We start from the raw sequence: 20420 nt of genomic DNA, 5'->3' as shown, positions 1-20420 counted from the left end.
TGCTGCGGAGGGGCGCTGCGGGCGCCGTCCTCCGGCGTGGCCGTGCCGCGGGACTTCAGCCCCGGCCGGTTCCGTCCCGGGCGCCGGCGAGCCTGGCGAGCTGGTCCGTCACGGAGATCTCCGCGAGCGCGGGGTCGATCAGGCGGTGGAGCACGAGCCCGTCGAGCGCGGCACCGAGCAGTACGGCGGTCGCCTCGTAGTGCTCGTCCGCGCGGGCCGGTGCCTCGGCTCCGTCCGTCAGGCCGCCCCCTGCGGACGGGGCGTCGACAGATCTGAGCCAGTCGGCGACCGCCCTCCGCCACACGCCCAGTAGCTCCGCCAGCTCTCCGCGGAGCCGCTCGACACGGGTCGAGGCGAGCAGCATCTCGCTGAAGAGGATCGTCGAGGGGTCGGCAGCGGAGTAGGACGACATCATCTCCAGCACCTGCGTGACGCCCTCGCCCGGATCGGCGGTCGCGGAAAGCAGTTCCGCCGCCGAGTCGACCTCGCGCCGGGCGGCGGCCAGCGAGGCTTCGACGAGCAGGTCCTCGACCGTGCGGAAGTGGTAGTGCACCAGCCCCGGGCGCAGACCTGCCCGGTCGGCCGCACGCCGTGTCGTCACCGCGCCCCAGCCGTCCTCGACGATGAGCTGCGCAGCGGCGTCGAGCAGGCGCTGCCGCGTCTCCTGGCCGCGTTCCGACGAGGTCGGGGTCATCTTCACTCCAACTGGGGCTTGCACCGTCTGGGGGTCACGTCTTGGGCGTACGTCTTGGGCATCTGCATTGGACGTACGTATTGGGCGTACGTCTTGGGCGAACGTCCAAAACTATAGCCGTGCCGAGCACGGGTGCGCCAGCCCCGGCCTCCGAGGCCTCCGGCAGCGATCTTGCAGGCGGCCCGGCCGTGCCAGAATGAGCTGATCGGACGGGCAGAGGCCGGGGGATGGTCGGGACGTGACGGAGATCCGTGCTTTCGAGGAGGCCGACCGCCCGGCTTTGCGCGAGCTCTTCAGCCGGGCGGGCGAGGGCGCCCCTACCGCCTCGCTCTGGGGCCACGAGGAGTCGGAAGCGGCGATCTACCTCGCCCCGTACATGGACCTGGTGCCGGACTCGCTCTTCGTGGCGGACGTCCACGGCGAACTGGTGGGGTATCTGGCGGGCTGCCTGGACACCTCGGCGTTCCCCGGCCAGGGCGACCTCATGACCGAGGCCATCCGCAAGCACCGGTTGATCTTCCGGCGCCGGCCCGCGGCCTTCTTCGCGCGGAGCATGGCCGACCTGGCGCGGGCCGCGGTCCGCCGGGAGCCCACCGCGGACGACTTCGTCGACGACCGGTGGCCTGCGCATCTGCACATCAACGTGGCGTCCGCGGCGAGGGGCACAGGTGCCGCGGACGGCCTGATGAACCGCTGGTTCGAGCGGCTGAGAGAGACCGGCTCGCGCGGATGCCACCTGCAGACCGTCGTCGAGAACACCAGGGCAGTGCGGTTCTTCCAGCGCATGGGTTTCACCGAGTACGGTCCGGCGCCCGCCGTCCCGGGCCTGCGGCACGACGGGAAGCGCGTGCACCAGCGGACGATGGTGTGGAGCCCGGAGGTTCCCCCTCACGGTGGGTCCCGGAGCGGGAGCGGAAACAACTCGCCGCAGGAGTCCGGCAGTTCCTGACGGGAACCTTCGTCTCAGCCGGCGGTGCCGAAGTTCGCTTCGACCTGGCGGACTTCCGCCGCGCTGGGATACGGGTTGGTGCAGCGCGTCCCCGGCGACTTGCCGGACATCAGGCTGGAGCACGGGCCGGGCTGCCTGTCCTCGAGCCCGAGCAAGTGGCCGAACTCGTGCGCCACCACTCGTGCCGGGTCGTGTCCCTGGTTGAGCGCCTCGCGGCCGATCTCGACGGTCCCGCGGCCGAGGGTCAGGCCCGCCGGGTCGGCGCCAGGCCAGCCTCTGACGACGACGATGCGGATGCCCGCCTTCTCGCCGCCGGAGGCGGGCCGCAGGCGGACGTTGCGCATCCGGTCGTTCCACGATGCCGCCGCGGTGCGTATCGCGTCCGCGTACTCGCCTGCCGAGCGGGCGTCGTAGGTCACGACCGACGCGTCCCCCGACCCCTGGCCGGACGTGCCCGTCCGCGGTGCGGTCCGCGGGACGGCGCCGACCACGTCGTCCACGGGCCAGACCGCCGCGCTGCCTTCGCCGTCACCGCCCTGCCGGACGGAGGCTCCCGTACCGGCCGACTCACCGATGTCGCCCTTCCCCCGTGTGTCCGTTCCGTCGCGGCTCACGCCGGACGAGTCCTGGCCGGGGCGTGTCCCGGCCGAGTCCCCCAGCTCCCCGTCGATGGAGGTGGCGCTCCCGACCTCCGGAGCGGGGGCGCCTTGGGGTTCCTCGGTGCCGCAGGCTGCCAGGGCCAGCATCGCCAGGGGCATGCATGCCGTCGCCCGTCTGTTCAGTCCGCTACGCATCGGTGCATCTCCCTGCAGGGTCAGGTCCGTTGTCAAGGGGGGTGCCTGCTGCGGGGCTCGGAGCACTGCCTGATGAGGCGGTCCCGCAGTTGTTCGCCACTCACCGGCGGAGCGGGGGATCCGCTTCCTGCCGGGTGAGTTGATGTGCATGACATTACTAGCGGGTCGGATGGCTCTTGGCGGGGGATTCGTGTCACCTCACACAAGGAAGCGAATTTCACGCACAGAGGGGCCGGAGGGCAGACGGAAGGGCGGCTGTCCTCCACCGGCTCGGCCGCCCCCTGCCGCCCGCATCCCACCCGCTGCCCCCGGCACCTTCCTCCGGCCCGCTCCCGTCCTGTGCCGCGGCGTCGCGCTGTCGGCAGCCGCCCGGAGCAGAAGTCTCCCGGGGGCGTCAGTGCCTGCTGGCCGGCCGTCGTCCCGGGGGCTGTTTCGGCTCGGGACGGTGCGGTGGCCGCTGGATCTTCCGCCGGCGCGGTTCGTCGCAGATCACGGTGAAGCGCTCGCCGTAGTGACAGATCTCCATCGGCGAGCCCTGCACCAGCGTGTAGGTGGCGGCGGAGTCCTCGATCTCCATCCGCAGCCGCCGGCCCTTCACCTGTACCGAGAAGGCGAGCCGGGACAGCCGCTCCGGCAGCTTGGGCGAGAACTCGAGGAGGCCGTCGTAGTGCCGCATGCCGCCGAAGCCCTGGACCAGCGCGATCCAGGTGCCGGCGAGAGAGGCGATGTGCAGTCCGTCGCGGGTGTTGTTCTCCAGGTCGGCGAGGTCCATCAGCGCCGCTTCGCCCAAGTAGTCGTAGGCGAGGCGCAGATGGCCGACTTCGGCCGCCATCACCGACTGCCAGCACGCCGAGAGCGAGGAATCCCGCACGGTCAGCTGCTCGTAGTACTCGAAGTTGCGGGCCTTCTGCCCGGCGTCGAACATCTCGCCGCGCTTGCACATGACGAGGACGAGGTCGGCCTGCTTGACGACCTGCTTGCGGTACAGATCGAAGTAGGGGAAGTGCAGCATCAGCGGGTACTGGTCGGGTGCGGTCCCCGCGAAGTCCCACACCTGGTGACCGGTGAAGCCCGCCGACTGCTCGTGCACGCGCAGATCCTCGTTGTAGGGCAGGGCGACCGCGTCGGCGGCGTCACGCCAGGCGGCTGCCTCCTCGTCGTCGACGCCGAACGCCGCCGCCGCCTCCGGGTGCTGCTCGATGATGTTCGCGGCCTGCCGCAGATTCTCCCGCGCCATCAGATTCGTGTAGACGTTGTCGTCCGCGACGGCGCTGTACTCGTCCGGGCCGGTGACTCCGTCGAAGTGGAAGGCGCCCTGGTGGTCGTGGTGGCCGAGGGAGTGCCAGAGCCGGGCGGTCTCCACCAGGATCGGCACGCCCGTCTCCCGCTGGAACTCCTCGTCCCCCGTCGCCTCGACGTAGCGCACCACGGCGTCGGCGATGTCGGCGTTGACGTGGAAGGCTGCCGTGCCGGCCGGCCAGTACGCCGAGCACTCGGAGCCGTCGATCGTCCGCCACGGGAACACGGCGCCCCGCAGGCCCAGTTGCTCCGCGCGGGCACGGGCCGCGGGCAGTGTGTCGTGACGCCACCGCAGCGCCTCGGCCACCGAATGGGGCGAGGTGTAGGTCAGCAGGGAGAGCACGAACGTCTCGGTGTCCCAGAAGGAGTGGCCGTCGTAGCCGGACCCCGTCAGCCCCTTCGCCGGGACCGCCCGCTGTTCGGCGCGGGCACCCGCCTGGAGCACGTGGAACAGACCGAAGCGCACGGCCTGCTGGATCTCCGCGTCGCCGTCGACCTCGACATCCGAACGCCCCCAGAAGTCGTCGAGATACGTGCGCTGCTGATCGGCCAGCCCCTGCCAGCCCGTGCTGCGCGCCCCCGCGAGGGCGGCGTCGACCTGGTCGCGTACGGCGGGCAGTGAGCGGACGCTGGACCAGCCGTAGGAGACCATCTTCTCCAGCCGCAGCGGCTCTCCCGGCTTGAGCACCGAAGTGACCGTGAGACGGCTGACGTTCTCCCCGCTCTCACTCGAAGTGCGAGTGGAATCAGGCCCGTTGACGACGTGATCGGCTGCGGCGGCGACCCGCAGTCCGCTGCGGCGGGTGGAGTGCACGAGGCGCAGCCGGTGTCCCGAGGCGAGGTTCTCCTCCGGCTCCAGCGGCGATTCCAGCGCGGCGGCCGTACGCGGATCACCGGGGGTGTGGGGGAGTTGCTCGTTGGTGACGAGTTCGGACTGGATGACGACGCGGACCTCGTCGTCCAGCGGCTCCACCTCGTAGGCGACCGCGGCGATGGCGCGCTGGGTGAAGGAGACCAGGCGTGTCGAGCGCACCCGCACGGTTCTCCCCGCCGGGGAGGTCCACTCGCAGGTGCGGCGCAGCAGCCCGTTGCGGAGGTCGAGTACGCGCTCGTGGGAGCGGAGCCGTCCGTAGCGCACGTCGAACGGCTCGTCGTCGACGAGCAGGCGGATGATCTTGCCGTTGGTGATGTTGATGACGGTCTGGCCGGACTCGGGGTAGCCGTAGCCCGCTTCGGCGTACGGCAACGGGTGCAGTTCGTGCACCCCGTTGAGGTACGCGCCGGGCAGCCCGTGCGGTTCGCCCTCGTCGAGGTTGCCGCGCCAGCCGACGTGGCCGTTGGAGAGCGCGAAGACGGACTCGCTCTGCGGCAGCACGTCCAGATTGAGCGCCGTCTCGCGCAGGAGCCAGGGCTCGCAGGCGTAGGCGCGGTGCGTGATCATGAACTTTCCTCCAGCTCGGCCAGGTCTTCGACGACTGTGTCGGCTCCGTGGCGGCGCAGGGCCTCGGCCTGGCCGACGCGGTCGACTCCGACCACGTAGCCGAAGCGGCCCGCGCGGCCCGCGTCCATTCCCGCCTGGGCGTCCTCGAAGACGGCGCAGGCGGCGGGCGCCTCCCCGAGGTCCTGAGCCGCGGCGAGGAACGTGTCGGGAGCGGGTTTGCCGGGCAGCCCGCGCTCGCGGGCCACCACGCCGTCGATCCGGACGTCGAACATGTACTCGATGCCGACTGAGGCGAGGATGTCCCGGCAGTTGGCGCTGGAGGAGACCACGGCTGTCTTCAGCCCGGCCTCACGCACCGCACCCAGATAGCGGACCGAACCGGGGTACGCCTCGACGCCGTCCTCGTGGATCTTCGTCAGCAGCAGCTCGTTCTTGCGGTTGCCCAGCCCGTTGACGGTCTCCTCGCCGGGGGAGTCGTCCGGCGATCCCTCGGGCAGGTCGATGCCGCGGGAGGCGAGGAAGGTGCGGACGCCGTCGGCGCGCGGGCGCCCGTCGACGTACTGGCCGTAGTCGTCGTCGTCGAAGGGACGGAACCCGTCGCCCTCGCGGCGCCCGAGGAAGTCGTCGAACATCTCCTTCCACGCGGCGGCGTGGACCACGGCCGTCCTGGTGATCACCCCGTCGAGGTCGAACAGGCAGGCGCGGATTGACTGAGGCAGGCCCGGCGTCGTCATGCGGAGCCGGGTCCCCGCCCGGCGGCGGTTGCATGCCTGCCCGAAGGGCGATTCGCGTGACGGCCGAACGGCGGCATCACCGCCGCACGGCACCGCGCCCGTGGCGGGGAGGGTCTGCCGGGCCCCGTTTCCGGGGTGCGGCCGGTGCGCCGGTACGAGCGCCCGAGTGCTGTGGCCGGGAAGGTCTGCCGGGCGTCGCGAGCCGGTGTACTTCCCGGTCGCCACTGAGCCGGATGCCTACGGCGCTGCCCGAGCCATGCTGCCCGGAGACCCCCGCACGGAGGCTCCTGCCCGAAGGCCCCCGAACGCTTCGGGCGAGGCCGATGTCCGCCGCACGCGGGAAGCGGGCGCCGTCGGGCCGGTCGCTGCACACGGCACGGCAGCACACTCAGCAGCACTCACCGCGGTGAACGGCACACGTCCCGGCCTCAGTCGAGGCACCGGCCCGCCGCCGTGCCGTCAGCCGAGCAACTCGACTTCGGCCAGCGTGGCTTCGCGGGAGGGCACGAGCCTGTAGTGCCGGTACGTGCCGGGGTCCGCGATCTCGAAGACACGGGTCTGGCGGTCCCAGCGGAACGTCTCGTCCTTCCTGCGGTCCACCGTCTTCCACTTCTTCCCGTCGCGGGAGCCCTCCAGCACCCAGCGGCGAGGGGCGTCCTTCCTGTCCGCCGCCGAGGTGAGCGTGTAGGACGTGACCCGCTCGTCGTGCGAGCCGGGCCGGACGTCCAACTCCGCTTCCGAGAAGGGGGTTTCACTCTCGGAGGTGTTGTCCAGGAGCGGCTTGTCCTTGCCGGGGGCCGTCACGTCGCCCGGTGGCGCGGGCACCTCGTCGCCCTTCGTGATGGAGGACGGCGCGTTCTTCTCGCCGGTGCCCCACTTCGAGGGCTCGGGCCCCATGTCGAACTCCAGCGTGCCGCCCCGGGCCAGCAGCTTGTGCGGAAGCGAAGTGGAGTGCCAGGGCTTGCCGTTGACCCGCAGCCCCTGCACGTAGACGTTCCGGGCGTTGTTGCGCGGGGCCTCGACCACCAGGTCGCGGCCGTTCTCGAGGTGCACGGTCGCCTTCCTGAACAGCGGGGAGCCGACGGCGTACTCGGGAGATCCCATCACCAGCGGATAGAAACCCAGCGCACTGAAGACGTACCACGCGGACATCTCGCCGTTGTCCTCGTCGCCGGGGTAGCCCTGCCCGATCTCGCTGCCGAGGTAGAGGCGCGAGAGGACGTCCCTGACCTTCTTCTGCGTCTTCCAGGGCTGCCCGGCGGCGTCGTAGGTGTAGGCGGCGTGGTGCGAGGGCTGGTTGCTGTGCCCGTACATCCCCATGCGTACGTCGCGGGCCTCGGTCATCTCGTGGATGACGTTCCCGTAGGACCCGGCGAATTCCTTCGACGCGGTCTCCGGAGTGGCGAAGTAGGTGTCCAGCTTCTTCGCGAGCCCTTTTCTGCCGCCGTAGAGATTGGCGAGGCCCTTGGTGTCCTGCGGTGCGGTGAAGGCGAAGCTCCACGCGTTGGTCTCGGTGTAGTCGTGGCCCCACACCCGCGGATCGAACTTTCCGGGCGGAAGGCGCCATTCGCCCTGGGCGTCCTTGCCCTGGAAGAAGCCGACATTGTCGTCGAAATGCTTCACATAGTTCCGGGCCCGGCCGAGGAAGTACTCCGATTCGGCCTTGTAGCGCGGCTTGTGGGTCTTCTCGTAGAGCGACCTTCCCATGCGGGCGATGCCGAAGTCGTTGAGATATCCCTCCAGCGCCCAGGACATGCCCTCCTTCGTCGCGGTGCTGGTGTAGCCGAGGAAGGGCGAGGTCGCCATGCCCTTGCGGCCCACTCCCGGCTCCGGCGGCGCGACGGTCGCGTTCTTCACCGCCGCGTCGTACGCCGCCTCGGCGTCGAACTCGACGCCCTTGCCGTACGCGTCGGCGAAGGCCACGTCGGAAGAGGTGCCGGTCATCAGGTCCGCGTAGCCGGGCGAGGACCACCGGGAGATCCAGCCGCCGTCCTTGTACTGCTGCACGAACCCGTCGGCCATCCGCCCGGCACGACGGGGGGTGAGCAGGGAGTACGCCGGCCACGTCGTGCGGTAGGTGTCCCAGAAGCCGTTGTTGACGTACATCCCGCCGTCGACGATCTTCGAGCCCGTGTGCGTGGGCGTGTCCTCACCGGTCGGTTCCGAGAACGGGCTGGCGTAACGCAGCCGCGAACCGACCCGCTCCGCACCGGAGTTGGGGTAGAGGTAGAGCCGGTACAGGCTGGAGTAGAGCGTGGTCAGCCGGTCCCGGCCGGCGCCCTCGACCTCGATGCGTCCCAGCAGGTCGTCCCATTTGCGCTGCGCGCGGTCCCGCGTGCGGGAGAACGAGGCGCCGGACGGTATCTCCCGCGCCAGGTTCGCCTTCGCCTGTTCGACGCCGATCAGCGAGGTCGCGATGCGCATGGTGACCGTACGGTCCGGGCCCGGCCGGAAGCGCAGATAGCCGGTGACGTCCTTGCCGCCCCCGCCCTCCAGCCTGCCGCCGCCGGTGACGGCGGAGTCGAACTCCGCGTACACGAACATGCGGGTGGCGCCCGTCGACAGCTTGCTCCTGACGTCGGAGAAGCCGCTGACCGTTCCCTTCTCCTCGTCGAGGGTCAGGCCGCCGTGGTTGTCGACGTTGTCGAAGATGAGGTTCGCGTCGTCACCCGGGAAGGTGAAGCGCATCATCGCCGCGTGGTCGGTCGGCGTGATGTGCGTCTTCAGCCCGTTGTCGAAGGTGACGCCGTAATGATGCGGCCGCGCGGTCTCGTTGTCGTGGCTGAAGGGCAGCTCGCGGGCCTTGCGGGACGCGTCGGGCCTGCCGGCGGCCGTGGACGGCATGACCTGGAACGTCTGCCGGTCGCCCATCCAGGGGCTCGGCTGGTGGCTGGCGCTGAAGGCCTGCAGGGTGGGCCTGTTGTCCTCGTTGTTCTTGCGCGCGTATTCGTAGAGCCAGTCCGTGGACCCCGCATCGGTCACGGGCGTCCAGAAGTTGAAGCCGCCTGGAACCGCGGTGGCGGGGAAGGTGTTGCCCCGGGAGAAGTCGCCGCTGGAGAGCGTGCCGCGCGTGGTCCGCACGTAGTCGGACGGGTGGGCGTTCTGCTTCTCGGGTGCCTTCGCCGCGATGGAGACGTCGTCGACCCATCCCCGGAAGGCGGCGTCGCCCTTCGGGGAGTCGTAGGCCACCAGCACCCGGTCGACCGTCTTGCCCGCCGCGACGGCGCCGATCCGCGACTCGCGGTTGTTCCACTGGTTCGCGTACAGCGTCCTGGCCGCTGCCTGGCCCTGCGGCGTCAGCTTCGCGCCGTGCTGGTCCGTCGCGCCGAGGTCGCTCAGGTAGGTGCCGTCGGTGAAGGCGAGGTCGAGGGCGGCGTGGGTGGCCGGATAGTCCTGATCGGTCTTCGGGAGTTCGGGATAGAGCTTGTACGAGAGCGACGTACGCGGTGTGACCCGGACGTCCACGTCGAAGACTCGGTTGTAGGAGTAACCAGGACCGCTCGCGGTGTGCTTGCCCGCGTAACGCAGCGAGTGCCTGCCGGTGAAGCCCGCGTCCTTCTTCGCGGTGGGGGACTCGGCGGGGCCGGTGTCCGTGTGGCTGCTCATCCCCTCGGAACCGGGTTCCGACTCGCGCTCGACGCCGTTGGTCTTCTTCTCGCCGCCCGGGGTGGTCTCGACGCTGTCCCTCCAGCCAGGGCGGGGGTCGTCCGGCTCGAAGGACGAGCGGAAGCTCTCAGGTGCGGCCGGCTCGGGCGGGGCCGCCACAGCGGGGCCCTGAGCGCTCATCGCGAGCGCGGTGACCACGAGAAGGACCGCTGAGAGAAGGGCCGTGGGCCTTGCCGGACCGCTGAGTCTTCGGCTGCGCTCCCGCACGTGACCCTCTCTCCTGGGGTTGACATCGTTGTCCGACGGTGGTCCAGAGGAACAGTAATGTCGGCGTGGCGTGTGATGTCAAGAGCGCCCGGAAGTATCCGTACTTGGAATCCGGGTGGCCCGGCCGGGAAGCGGCACGGCCGGGCCACCCGGAAGATCAGAGCCAGCCGCGTTTGTTCGCGATGCACGCGGCGTCGAAACGGTTGCGGCCGCCCAGTTTCTTGATTGCGCTGGAGGTGAGATTGCGGACCGTGCCGGGGGAGAGGAAAAGCTCCGCCGCTATCTCCCTGACGGGCGCTCCGTCCGCGGTCAGACGCAGCACCTCACGCTCCCTGTCGCTGAGCGACTGCTGGGCGGGCGAGGGCTGACGGATCACGGTGGCGTCGATGCTGGTGCAGTTGGCGACGAGGCTCTTTATCGCACGTACCAGGTGAGTCAGTCCCGCATTGTCGGGAACGACGCTGAAAACCCCGTTTGCGGGGACACGCTCCATGGTGCCTCTGCCGGGATCTGTGCCTATGACGGCGATTCCGCACTGGGGGGCGACGGCCCGCAGTTCGTCTGCGAGGGAGAGTTCGTCACTGCTTGACGAGACCGAACCGAGAACCGTGACTGCGGGGAGTAAACGCACGACCGTGGGGACTATTTCCCGGCTGTCATTGACGATCTCCACGACATCGAAGTCGTTGACGTGCCTGAGTGTTTCAGCGATAGCTTCCGAAAACAGACGTCTCTCATCGCCGATAACAATACGAGTACTCATTTGTAAAGTCCCCCGTCGAGGCCCACAGGTCAGTAGCCCAGCGCCTCCGTACTTTTTCATATTCAGAATGAAGCGGTCAATGCCTGTGTCGACTTCACACCGCCCGACTGAGGGTGGATCTAGGCGTATGTCCGTTTTGAAAGTGACGACTTCCAGCCGGATCGGAGGTTTCAGTTGTCAATACCAATCGAAACGCGTATGTGAAGATCGAAAACCGGGAAAGGCCTGGCGGAGTTCGCATTTGCGAGTCGCAATGCGTAAGACTGCAAAGGGGAATGCCTCCCACCGGGCCGGTGCCCCGGTTGCGGGACCCGAGGCGGGCCCCGCAACCGGTCGTCCGGCGCGGGTCACGCGTGCGGTGCCTCCATGAGGTCCTCGACGGTGATCGGCATCTTGCGGACGCGCCGGCCCGTCGCGTGGTGGATGGCGTTGGCGATGGCCGCGCCGGCTCCCACCTGCCCGATCTCGCCGACGCCCTTGACTCCGAGCGGATTGACGATCCGGTCCTCGACCTCGACGAGTTCGACCGCGACGTCCGGGGTGTCCGCGTTCACCGCCACCAGGTAGTCGGCCAGGCTCGTGCTGACCCACCGGCCGGTGCCGGGATCCATGTGGTTGGCCTCCAGGAGGGCCTGGCCGAGCCCCCACAGCATTCCGCCCACGAGCTGACTGCGCGCCGTCCGCGCGTTGAGGACGCGGCCCGGCGCGAACGCACCGGTCATGCGGCGTACTCGCACCAGGCCCAGCTCGGGGTCCACGGCGACCTCCGCGAACTGGGCGCCGAAGGTGGCCATGGCGTACGGCGCGTCCATGCCCGGCGGGTTCCACGTGCCGGATGCCTCGGCGTCCGGGCGGTGGTTGCGGCGCAGCAGATCCGCGTACTGCTCCGAGGCGCGGCCCGCCGTCATGGCGCCGTCGTGCACGGCCACTTCGGAGGCGTCCGTCCCGTGCAGGGGCGAGCCGCTGTCCGCGACGGCCTCCCGGACGAGCTGCTCGCGCAGTGCCGTGGCGGCCGTGTGCACCGCGGCGCTGATCATGCCCGCACCCGCGGAACCGACGGCCGCGGCGATGCCCGGGAAGTCCGTGTCGCCCTTCTCGAAGCGGCAGCGGGAGACGGGCACCCCCAGGGCGTCCGCGGCGACCTGGCTCATCGCGGTGGCGACGCCCGTGCCGAACTCGGGCGTCGCGGCCTGTACGACGACGCTGCCGTCCGCGTAGATCCGGGCCCTGGCGCGCTGCGGCGTACCGGGCGGGGGTGCCGGATAGCCCGCCGCGGCCATGCCCGTACCGATGAGCCAAGAACCCTCCCGGCGGGCCCGGGGCTCGGGATCGCGGTCGTACCAGCCGAAACGCGCTGCTCCGCGCGCGAAGCACTCCTCGATGCCGTTGCTCGACCACGGTTTCCCGGAGACGGGATCGACGGACGCGAAGTTGCGCAGCCGCAGCTCCACCGGGTCGATGGCGAGCCGGCAGGCCAGCTCGTCCATGGCGCACTCCAGGGCGAACATGCCGGAGGAGTCACCGGGGCCGCGCATGAAGGTGGGCGTCATGGTGTTGGCACGGAAGAGCCGGTAGGAGCCCTCGTAGTGCGGGCAGGCGTACATCTGCGCGGCCGTCTGCAGCGACGGCTCCGCCCAGTCGTCGAACGGCGAGGTGGGGGAGAGCTTGTGGTGGCGCAGTGCCGTGAGCCGCCCGTCCGCGGTGGCGCCGAGTGTGAGGTGCTGCTCCTGCTCCTCGCGGTGGCCGCAGGAGGTGAACATCTGCTCGCGGGTGAGGGCGAGTCTGACGGGACGTCCGACCACGCGGGCTGCCATCGCCGCGAGCGTCGGATGGTGCCAGACCATCGCCTTGCAGCCGAAGCTGCCGCCGACGTACGGACTCACGACGCGGATCTTCGACAGCGGAATGCCGAGGAGGGCGGCGACCGTGAGCTGGGTCGCGTTGACGCCCTGGGTGCCGTCGTGGAGAACCAGCTCGTCGCCGTCCCACACCGCCGTGCTGCCCGAAGTCTCCAGCGGATTGTGGTTGTTGGCCGCGAACCGGTACGTCCCCTCCACGCGTACGCCGGCCTCGGCGAGACCCGCCCCGATGTCCCCGCGCGAGTTGCGGGCGGGAAGGAAGCCGCCGAAGATCGCCTCCGGCTCGTACGCCTGGTCGCGGCCCTGTTCGATGGTGGTGAGCGGTTCCGACTCCTCGTACTCGATCCGCAGCAGCGCGGCCGCGTGCTGGGCGCGTTCATGCGTGTCGGCGACGACGAGGGCGACGTGCTGGCCCCCGTAGTGCACGACGTCGTCCTGCATCGGGAAGAACGTCTCACCGGGTGCCGGGCCGCCGAAGAGGGAGGGCACGAGCGGCGGCTGTTCCGCGATCCTGGGCAGGTTCTCGTGGGTGAGCACCGCGAGCACGCCCGGCTCCTCCCAGGCGGCCGAGGCGTCGACGGAGGTGACGCGGCCGCCGGCGATGCGGGCGCCCACCAGGCAGGCGTGGGTCATGCCGGGGGCGGGGACCTCGGTGGGGAAGCGGGCCGCGCCGGTGACCTTGGCGCGGCCGTCGACGCGGGTGAGCGGCTGTCCGATCGCCGTCGTCATGACGTTCTCCCGTTCGCCGTGAGGGTTTCCAGCACGCGTACGATCACGCGCTTGGCGAGCTCGACCTTGAAGGCGTTGTGTCCGGTGGGCTGTGCGTCCGTCAGTTCCACGCGTGCCGCCTCGGCGAACGCGTCGCGGGTCGCGGCCGCTCCGAGCAGCACGCCTTCCGCGCGGTGTGCGCGCCAGGGCTTGGTGGCCACGCCCCCCAGCGCGAGCCGCACGTCCGCGATGGTGCCGTCCACCAGCGAGAGCGCGCAGGCGGCCGAGGTGAGTGCGAACTCGTAGCTGGCGCGGTCGCGGACCTTGAGATAGACGGAGCGGCGGGCGACGGGGGCGGAGGGCACCTCGATCGCGGTGATCAGCTCGCCGTGCTCCAAAGGGTGCTCGCGGTGCGGAGTGTGTCCGGGCGTCAGGAAGAAGTCGTCGATGCCGTAAGCCTGTTCACCCCGCCCGCCGAGAGTGTGCACGCGTGCGTCGAGGGCCGCGAGGGCCACCGCGACGTCGGAGGGGTGGGTCGCGATGCAGTGTGCGCTGGTGCCGAGCACCGCGTGGCCCCTGCTGAAGCCCTCGACGGCGGAGCAGCCCGCGCCGGGATCGCGCTTGTTGCAGGGGGAGACGGCGTCCCGGAAGTAGGAGCAGCGGACGCGTTGCAGCAGGTTGCCGCCCATGGTGGCCATGTGGCGCAACTGCGGTGACGCTCCGGCTTCGAGGGCCTCGGCGACGACGGGGAACCGCTCCCGTACGAGCGGGGAGGCGGCCACCTCGCTCATCCGGGCCAGGGCGCCGATGCGCACACCGCCGTCCGGCGCCTCCTCGACGCCCGTCAGGGGCAGGTCGCTGATGTCGACGAGGCGGCGGGGGGTGAGGACGTTCTGGCGCAGGAGGTCGATCTCGGTGGTGCCGCCTGCGAGGAAGTCGCTCGTAGGGTCGGCGCTGACGGTCGTGATCGCGCCGGCGGTGTCGGCGGCGCGGGAGTAGGTGATGAGCCGCACGGGACGTGCTCCGTTCCTGAGGCGTCGTCTGCTGGGGGACTCTGTTCGGCGGCGGCCGGCCCCGTCCGGTCAGGACCCGTCGCGGACGGCGCGGACGGCGGCGCGGATCTGGGGATACGCGGCGCAGCGGCACAGGTTGCCGCTCATCCGTTCCTCGATCTCGTCGTCGGAGGTGTGGCCCTCGGCCAGGAGCGCCACGGCGGACATGATCTGGCCGGGCGTGCAGTAGCCGCACTGGAAGGCGTCCTCGGCGATGAACGCCTTCTGCATGGCGTGGAGTTCGCCGTCCTCGGAGAGCCCCTCGACGGTGGTGACCTCACGGCCTTCGCAGGCCACCGCGAGCGTGAGGCAGGCCAGGACGCGCCTCCCGTCGGTCCATACGGTGCAGGCTCCGCAGGCGCCCTGGTCGCATCCCTTCTTCGGGCCGGTCAGCGCCATGTGCTCGCGGAGGGCGTCGAGCAGGCTGACGCGCGGCTCGATGTACACGTGCCGCTCGGTCCCGTTGACCGACAGGGTGACCGGCACCGGCCCGGGACCGCGCTCCTCGAGACCCGGGCCGTGCTCGGTGAGGGCGGGGCCGCGTACAGACATGCACACCTCCGGAAATCAGTGGATTCTTCGCATACTAGGGCAGTTTTCAGAAGATCAGCCGGATCGCGAGGGGGCGGCCGGGCGGCCGGCGCCGGGAGCCGAGACCGGCCTGAGCTGCGCCGTCCCTGCGTGAGCGGGGTGTGACGTACCGGCACGCGGGGGAGACATCGGGGATGCGGAAGCCCCGCGGTCGCTCGGCAGGAGAGGCTGGCACATGACGGACGGGAGCACGGGCGGCCCCGGCGGACTGCCCGACCTGCGGGTGGATCAGCCGCACACGGCACGCGTCTACGACTACTACCTCGGCGGAAAGTCGAACTACGAAGCGGACCGCAAGGCCGGTGACCAGGTCATGGCCGTCTGGCCGGGCGCGCCGGTCGCGGCGCGCACCAACAGGGCCTTCATGCACCGGGCCGGCCGGGTGCTGGCGACGGAGTACGGGATGGACCAGTTCCTCGACATCGGCGCGGGCATACCGACCGAGCCGAACCTGCACCAGGTCGTGCAGGACGAGAACCCGCGCGCCCGCATCGTCTACGTCGACAACGACCCCATCGTGCTCGCGCACGCCCGTGCCCTGATGGACAGCTCACCCGAGGGCCGTACCGCCTACGTGCACGCCAGCGTCACCGAGCCGCAGACCATCCTCCAGGCGCCGGAGCTGACACGGACGTTGGACTTCTCACGGCCCGTCGCCATGAGCGCGGTGGCGCTGCTGCACTTCGTGCCCGACGAGTCCGACCCCTACGCCTGCGTCGCAGAACTCGTCGACGCGCTGCCCTCCGGGTCGGCACTCGTCCTGTCCCACGGCACCGGCGACTTCGACCCCGAAGCCATGAAGAAGGTCGCCCAGATCTACAAGAGCGGCGGTACCGAGGCGCAGGCGCGCAGCAGGGCGGAGTTCGCCCGTTTCTTCGAGGGACTCGACCTCGTCGAGCCGGGTATCGAGGTCCCGCACCGCTGGCGTCCGGACGTGGCCGGTGGCGCCCGTATCGGCACCGGGCAGGAAGCGGTCGACGACGCGACGGTGGGGCTCTGGGCGGGAGTGGCGGTCAAACCCTGAGGCGACCGGGGCCGGCAGCCACCGTGCGCTCCGGGGGACCTCCATACGCAGCAACCGCGCGGGCCCCTCGTGGGGGATGGCCGTATGTTCGCGGCAGGCAGCCCTCCTCGACGCCGAACCGTCCCGCCCGACGGGCTGCAGCATGGGAGGCGCACCACGATGCCGCTGCACCCGGGCCGGCCCGGCCCCGACGAGCGTCCTGCCCGACGGGACGCGTCGGCGGTGAACCCCTTCTACGGTCCCGCCGACCCCGTCGCCGGCATGAGGGTGGAGCCGTCCCGCCACCGGCTGCCCGACGACCCCATGTCACCCCGCGTGGCCGCCCGCCTCGTCCACGACGAGCTCATGCTGGACGGCAACGCCCGTCTGAACCTGGCGACCTTCGTCACCACCTGGATGGAGCCGGAGGCGGACTGGATCATGGCCGCGTGCCGTGACAAGAACATCGTCGACAAGGACGAGTACCCGCGCACCGCCGAACTGGAGCGCCGCTGCGTCGCGATGCTCGCCGACCTGTGGAACGCGCCGGACCCGGCCGCGGCCGTCGGCTGCTCCACCACCGGCTCCAGCGAGGCGTGCATGCTCGCGGGCATGGCGCTCAAACGGCGGTGGGCGCGCCGTGCCGGCGACCGATATCCGGCGAGCGCCCGGCCCAATCTGGTGATGGGCGCCAACGTGCAGGTGTGCTGGGAGAAGTTCTGCAACTTCTGGGAGGTCGAGCCACGTCAGGTCCCCCTGGAGGGCGAGCGTTTCCACATCGATCCGCAGGCCGCCGCAGACCTGTGCGACGAGAACACCATCGGGGTCGTGACGGTGCTCGGCTCGACCTTCGACGGGTCGTACGAGCCGGTCGCCGAGGTGTGCCGGGCACTGGACGCGCTGCTGGAACGGACGGGCACCGACGTGCCGGTGCACGTGGACGCCGCCTCCGGCGGGATGGTGGCACCGTTCCTCGACGCGGACCTGGTGTGGGACTTCCGGCTGCCGCGCGTGGCGTCGGTCAACACGTCCGGTCACAAGTACGGCCTGGTCTATCCCGGTGTGGGCTGGGCGCTGTGGCGCAGTGCCGACGCCCTGCCCGAGGAGCTGGTCTTCCGGGTGAACTACCTCGGCGGGGACATGCCGACGTTCGCGCTGAACTTCTCCCGGCCCGGCGCGCAGGTCGCCGCGCAGTACTACACCTTCCTGCGGCTGGGGCGCAGCGGCTTCCGCGCCGTGCAGCAGAGCGCTCGCGACGTCGCCCGGACGCTTGCCGAACGGGTCGAAGCCACAGGGGACTTCCGCATGCTGACGCGCGGTGAGCAGCTCCCCGTCTTCGCTTTCACCACCGCCCCCCACATCACCGCCTACGACGTCTTCGACGTGTCGCGGCGCATGCGTGAGCGTGGCTGGCTCGTGCCCGCGTACACCCTCCCGCCGCACCGTGAGGACCTGGCCGTCCTGCGGGTGGTGTGCCGCAACGGGTTCACCGCCGACCTCGGCGAACTGTTCGAGGAGGACCTCCGCGCGCTGCTGCCCGAACTGCGTGCGCAGCAGGGGCCCCTGCAGCGTCCGGTCTCCGTCGCGACGGCGTTCCACCACTGAGGCGTACGGCGTCTGTGCCGTACGCCCCCGCTCAGTCCCGCACACGGCCGGAAGGAGACGACGAGATGGCACGCCCGATCTGGAGCGGGGTGATCACCTTCGGTCTGGTGACCGTTCCCGTGCAGCTGTTCGCCGCCGTCCAGGACCACACCCTCCACTTCCACCAGCTGGAACGCGGCACGAGCGACCGCGTGCGCAACCGGCGCGTGAACGAGCGCACCGGCAGACAGGTCGACCACCAGGACATCGTCAAGGGCTACGACCTGGGGGACGGCGAGTACATCGTCGTCGAACCCGGGGAGCTGGACGAGATCGCTCCCGGAAAGTCGCAGGTCATCGAGGTCAGCGGCTTCGTCGACCTGGAGGACGTGGAACCGGCGTTCTTCGACCGCACGTACTACCTGGCGCCGCGGAGCGAGGAGTACGGCAAGGTCTACCGGCTGCTGCGCAGCGCACTCGCCGAGACGGGCAAAGCGGGAGTCGCGACCTTCGTGATGCACGCGAGGGAGTATCTGGTGGCGCTGCGTGCCCAGGACGAGGTGCTGGAGCTGCACACCCTGCACTGGGCGGACGAGGTGCGCGACCCGCGGCGGGAGCTTCCCCGGCTCCCCGAGCGTGAGGCCGTGCCCGGCAAGGAGCTGCGCAGTGCGAAACAGCTCATCGACGCGATGGCGATCGACTGGCGGCCCGAGGACTACGAGGACACCTACGCGACGAAGGTGCACGAACTCGTCGAGGCGAAGCGCGAGGGCAAGGAGATCGTGACGGAGGAGGAGCCGCCCGGGGCGACCGACGTGGTCGACCTGGAGGAGGCGCTCAGGCGGAGCCTCGACCAGGCGGGCACCGGACGTACGTCCCGTGGCGGCGGACCCGCGTCCCGCGGCTCCGGCCGCAGGACCGGCAGCGGCAGGACCGGCGCTCCGAAGGCCGGGGGCAGGGGGAGCGGCGGGAAGGCCCGCAGCCCGAAGGCCGCGGCCGGCAAGGGCGCCACCCGCGGCCGGGGCGTCCGCAGCGAGCTGGAGAGCATGAGCAGGCAGGAGCTGTACGAGCGCGCCGGCGAGCTGGAGATCCCGGGCCGCTCGAAGATGAACCGGTCCGAGCTGATCGAGGCCGTCGCCGACGGGCAGCGCACCGCCGCGAAGGCGGCCTCATGACGGGAGCCGCGCCGTCGGGGGGGACGTGCCCGGCGCCGCGCTCCGTCCCTGTGCGGTCTGTTCCTGCCCGTCGCGAGGCGCCCTCACCCTGACGGAGTCACGCCGTGCCGGTCGCCGCAGGCGCCCCGTCCGCCGGAGATGCGACCTTCGTCACGCGATGCGAAGCTCTGGGGAGCCCCGCTGCGCGTCCGCAGCGGGGCACCGGATGCGCAGCACGCACGCGAGGTGGTCGTCGATGAACACGCCCAACGCCTACTTCGAGCAGTTGTACAGCGACTCGCACGACCCGTGGAGCGTCACGGAGCAGTGGTACGCGCAGCGCAAGTACGACCACACCCTCGCGGCCCTCCCGCAGCGCCGGTACCGCACCGCCTTCGAGCCCGGCTGCTCGGTGGGCGTGCTCACCGGCCGGCTGGCGGAGCGCTGCGACAGCCTTCTGGCCACCGACCGGGTCGCGGCGGCCGCCGAGCTGACCGCTGCCCGCACCCGCCACATGCCGCACGTGCGTGTAACGCAGCTGACCATCCCCGAGGAGTGGCCGGACGGCCGCTTCGAGCTGATCGTGCTCTCCGAACTCCTCTACTACTTCGACGACTTGACCCTGCGCGAAGTGCTGACACGCACTGTCGACGCGCTCGAACCCGGGGGCACGCTCGTCGCCGTGCACTGGAACCATCCGGCGCCCGAACACCACCGCACCGGCCGCACCCTCGCCCCCGTGCTCAGTGCGATACCCGGCCTGACCCTGCTGACCGACTGCCGTGACCCCGATTTCACGCTGCACGTCCTCGGACGCCCCGACGGCGGCGGCCGGATGCTCTCGACAGCGGCGCGGGAAGGGCTGTTGTGAGTGCAGGCTTCCGCGCCGGCAGTCCCCGCCCGGTCCAGCCCAGTACGGTCCAGTTCGGTTCGGTCCGGTCCGGTCCGGTCCGGTCCTAGGGCAGCGGTGTGCCGCCCGTGGCGTTGACGATCTCCGCCGTGATGTAACCGGCCTCCTGCGACGCCAGGAACACGAATGCGGGCGCCATCTCGGCGGGCTGCGCGGCACGCCCCAGCGGGCTCTGCTTGCCGAACTCGGTGGTGTCGGGGAGCGTCGCGGGAATGAGCGGCGTCCAGACGGGACCGGGAGCGACGGCGTTGACGCGGATGCCGCGCTCGGCGAGATTGCCGGCGAGCCCCTGGGTGAACGTGACGATCGCGCCCTTCGTCATCGCGTAGTCGAGCAGGTGCGGGCTCGGCTTGTACGCCTGCACGGAGGTCGTGTTGATGATGCTGCCGCCCTCGGGGATGTGGGGAAGCGCCATCTTGCACAGCCAGAACATGCCGTAGAGGTTCGTGTGCACGACCCTGTCGAACTGCTCCGTGGGGATCGCGTCCAGTCCTTCGGGACGTGACATCTGGTAGGCGGCGTTGTTGACGAGGACGTCGATACGGCCGAACTCGTCGACGGCCGTGTCGATGATCTGCCTGCACTCCGACTCCTTCCTGATGTCTGTCGGCACAGGTACGGCCCTGCGCCCGGCCGCCTCCACGAGGCGCACCGTCTCCTGCGCCTCGCCCTTCTCCTCCGGCAGATACGTCAGCAGCACATCGGCGCCCTCGCGCGCGAAGGCCAGGGCCACTGCCCGGCCGATGCCGGAGTCCCCACCGGTGATCACCGTCCTGCGGTCCTGCATGCGGCCGCTGCCCCGATAGCTGTCCTCGCCGTGGTCGGGACGCGGCTCCATGCGCCCTGTGTAGCCCGGATGCTCGTCGTCCTGCGAGGGGAAGGGGGGCTCGGGCTGCCGGTGCTTGGGGTGCTCCGTGCCGGATCCGGACATGCGGGGTGCCTCCAGTGCCGAGAGGGACATGGTCGGGAAGGGCCCGGAGTACCCGTGGAATCCTGGCGCTAACAGCGCACC

15 protein-coding genes are annotated in these 20420 nt (G+C 70.6%); 5 read left to right on the top strand and 10 right to left on the bottom strand.

Translation table 11 applies throughout. The features are described 5' to 3' along the window. Nucleotides 1-55 precede the first annotated feature (55 nt). On the bottom strand, nt 56-694 hold the full coding sequence (locus ACFPA8_RS04510; protein ID WP_386442547.1) for a TetR/AcrR family transcriptional regulator: 639 nt from the start codon (nt 692-694) through the stop codon (nt 56-58). 238 nt (nt 695-932) lie between these two features. On the opposite strand from ACFPA8_RS04510, the gene ACFPA8_RS04505 reads away from it, so the two are divergent. Continuing rightward, nucleotides 933-1643 (top strand): GNAT family N-acetyltransferase, encoded by a 711-nt coding sequence (locus ACFPA8_RS04505; protein ID WP_386442544.1) that lies wholly within the window; start codon nt 933-935, stop codon nt 1641-1643. A gap of 14 nt (nt 1644-1657) precedes the next feature. Here ACFPA8_RS04505 and ACFPA8_RS04500 read toward each other — a convergent pair whose 3' ends face one another. The 8 genes from ACFPA8_RS04500 to ACFPA8_RS04465 form a co-directional block, all read right to left on the bottom strand. Further along, on the bottom strand, nt 1658-2437 hold the full coding sequence (locus tag ACFPA8_RS04500) for a snapalysin family zinc-dependent metalloprotease (protein ID WP_386442541.1): 780 nt from the start codon (nt 2435-2437) through the stop codon (nt 1658-1660). A gap of 394 nt (nt 2438-2831) precedes the next feature. Next, on the bottom strand, nt 2832-5177 hold the full coding sequence (locus ACFPA8_RS04495) for a glycoside hydrolase family 65 protein (protein ID WP_386442538.1): 2346 nt from the start codon (nt 5175-5177) through the stop codon (nt 2832-2834). After that, the gene (locus tag ACFPA8_RS04490) at nt 5174-5911 is read right to left on the bottom strand and encodes an HAD family hydrolase (RefSeq protein ID WP_386442535.1); all 738 of its coding nucleotides are present in this window, start codon (nt 5909-5911) and stop codon (nt 5174-5176) included. Before ACFPA8_RS04490 ends, ACFPA8_RS04495 begins: the two co-directional genes overlap by 4 nt. 459 nt (nt 5912-6370) lie before the next feature. Then, nucleotides 6371-9697: a GH92 family glycosyl hydrolase gene (locus tag ACFPA8_RS04485; protein ID WP_386442532.1), complete on the bottom strand. Its 3327-nt coding sequence runs from the start codon at nt 9695-9697 to the stop codon at nt 6371-6373. 244 nt (nt 9698-9941) lie between these two features. Beyond that, entirely contained in the window at nt 9942-10547 is a 606-nt protein-coding gene (locus tag ACFPA8_RS04480; protein WP_386442529.1) for a response regulator transcription factor, read from the bottom strand. 347 nt (nt 10548-10894) lie between these two features. Then, a complete protein-coding gene (locus ACFPA8_RS04475; protein WP_386442527.1) occupies nt 10895-13135 on the bottom strand; it encodes a xanthine dehydrogenase family protein molybdopterin-binding subunit in 2241 nt (746 codons plus the stop codon). After that, nucleotides 13132-14127 (bottom strand): FAD binding domain-containing protein, encoded by a 996-nt coding sequence (locus tag ACFPA8_RS04470; RefSeq protein WP_386442525.1) that lies wholly within the window; start codon nt 14125-14127, stop codon nt 13132-13134. Before ACFPA8_RS04470 ends, ACFPA8_RS04475 begins: the two co-directional genes overlap by 4 nt. A gap of 69 nt (nt 14128-14196) precedes the next feature. After that, a complete protein-coding gene (locus ACFPA8_RS04465; protein ID WP_386442522.1) occupies nt 14197-14718 on the bottom strand; it encodes a (2Fe-2S)-binding protein in 522 nt (173 codons plus the stop codon). Between the two features lie 214 nt (nt 14719-14932). Between ACFPA8_RS04465 and ACFPA8_RS04460 the strand changes: the two genes are divergently transcribed. The 4 genes from ACFPA8_RS04460 to ACFPA8_RS04445 all read left to right on the top strand — a co-directional run bounded on the left by ACFPA8_RS04460 (nt 14933) and on the right by ACFPA8_RS04445 (nt 19369). After that, nucleotides 14933-15781, top strand: coding sequence for an SAM-dependent methyltransferase (locus ACFPA8_RS04460; RefSeq protein WP_386442520.1), 849 nt, complete (start codon nt 14933-14935; stop codon nt 15779-15781). Between the two features lie 159 nt (nt 15782-15940). Further along, on the top strand, nt 15941-17365 hold the full coding sequence (locus ACFPA8_RS04455; RefSeq protein ID WP_386442517.1) for a glutamate decarboxylase: 1425 nt from the start codon (nt 15941-15943) through the stop codon (nt 17363-17365). A 65-nt stretch (nt 17366-17430) separates the two neighbouring features. Next, on the top strand, nt 17431-18519 hold the full coding sequence (gene ku, locus ACFPA8_RS04450; protein WP_386442514.1) for a non-homologous end joining protein Ku: 1089 nt from the start codon (nt 17431-17433) through the stop codon (nt 18517-18519). Between the two features lie 235 nt (nt 18520-18754). Then, nucleotides 18755-19369 carry an SAM-dependent methyltransferase gene (locus tag ACFPA8_RS04445; protein WP_386442512.1) on the top strand — a complete coding sequence of 205 codons (615 nt, stop codon included), beginning with the start codon at nt 18755-18757 and terminating at the stop codon, nt 19367-19369. Nucleotides 19370-19454: 85 nt separating this feature from the next. On the opposite strand, the gene ACFPA8_RS04440 is transcribed toward ACFPA8_RS04445, so the two are convergent. Next, nucleotides 19455-20339 (bottom strand): SDR family oxidoreductase, encoded by an 885-nt coding sequence (locus ACFPA8_RS04440; protein ID WP_386442510.1) that lies wholly within the window; start codon nt 20337-20339, stop codon nt 19455-19457. Nucleotides 20340-20420: the final 81 nt, after the last annotated feature.

Origin of the sequence: Streptomyces ovatisporus, assembly GCF_042653885.1 — a bacterium.
Taxonomy (GTDB): Bacteria; Actinomycetota; Actinomycetes; order Streptomycetales; family Streptomycetaceae; genus Streptomyces; species Streptomyces ovatisporus.
This window is presented reverse-complemented; position numbering and strand designations above follow the sequence as displayed.

Bases quoted from the DNA above. Each gene is read 5' to 3' on its own strand.
- ACFPA8_RS04510 (WP_386442547.1), bottom strand. From the start codon at position 694: ATGACCCCGACCTCGTCGGAACGCGGCCAGGAGACGCGGCAGCGCCTG.
- ACFPA8_RS04500 (WP_386442541.1), bottom strand. From the start codon at position 2,437: ATGCGTAGCGGACTGAACAGACGGGCGACGGCATGCATGCCCCTGGCG.
- ACFPA8_RS04495 (WP_386442538.1), bottom strand. From the start codon at position 5,177: ATGATCACGCACCGCGCCTACGCCTGCGAGCCCTGGCTCCTGCGCGAG.
- ACFPA8_RS04490 (WP_386442535.1), bottom strand. From the start codon at position 5,911: ATGACGACGCCGGGCCTGCCTCAGTCAATCCGCGCCTGCCTGTTCGAC.
- ACFPA8_RS04485 (WP_386442532.1), bottom strand. From the start codon at position 9,697: ATGAGCGCTCAGGGCCCCGCTGTGGCGGCCCCGCCCGAGCCGGCCGCA.
- ACFPA8_RS04480 (WP_386442529.1), bottom strand. From the start codon at position 10,547: ATGAGTACTCGTATTGTTATCGGCGATGAGAGACGTCTGTTTTCGGAA.
- ACFPA8_RS04475 (WP_386442527.1), bottom strand. From the start codon at position 13,135: ATGACGACGGCGATCGGACAGCCGCTCACCCGCGTCGACGGCCGCGCC.
- ACFPA8_RS04465 (WP_386442522.1), bottom strand. From the start codon at position 14,718: ATGTCTGTACGCGGCCCCGCCCTCACCGAGCACGGCCCGGGTCTCGAG.
- ACFPA8_RS04460 (WP_386442520.1), top strand. From the start codon at position 14,933: ATGACGGACGGGAGCACGGGCGGCCCCGGCGGACTGCCCGACCTGCGG.
- ACFPA8_RS04455 (WP_386442517.1), top strand. From the start codon at position 15,941: ATGCCGCTGCACCCGGGCCGGCCCGGCCCCGACGAGCGTCCTGCCCGA.
- ku (WP_386442514.1), top strand. From the start codon at position 17,431: ATGGCACGCCCGATCTGGAGCGGGGTGATCACCTTCGGTCTGGTGACC.
- ACFPA8_RS04445 (WP_386442512.1), top strand. From the start codon at position 18,755: ATGAACACGCCCAACGCCTACTTCGAGCAGTTGTACAGCGACTCGCAC.
- ACFPA8_RS04440 (WP_386442510.1), bottom strand. From the start codon at position 20,339: ATGTCCGGATCCGGCACGGAGCACCCCAAGCACCGGCAGCCCGAGCCC.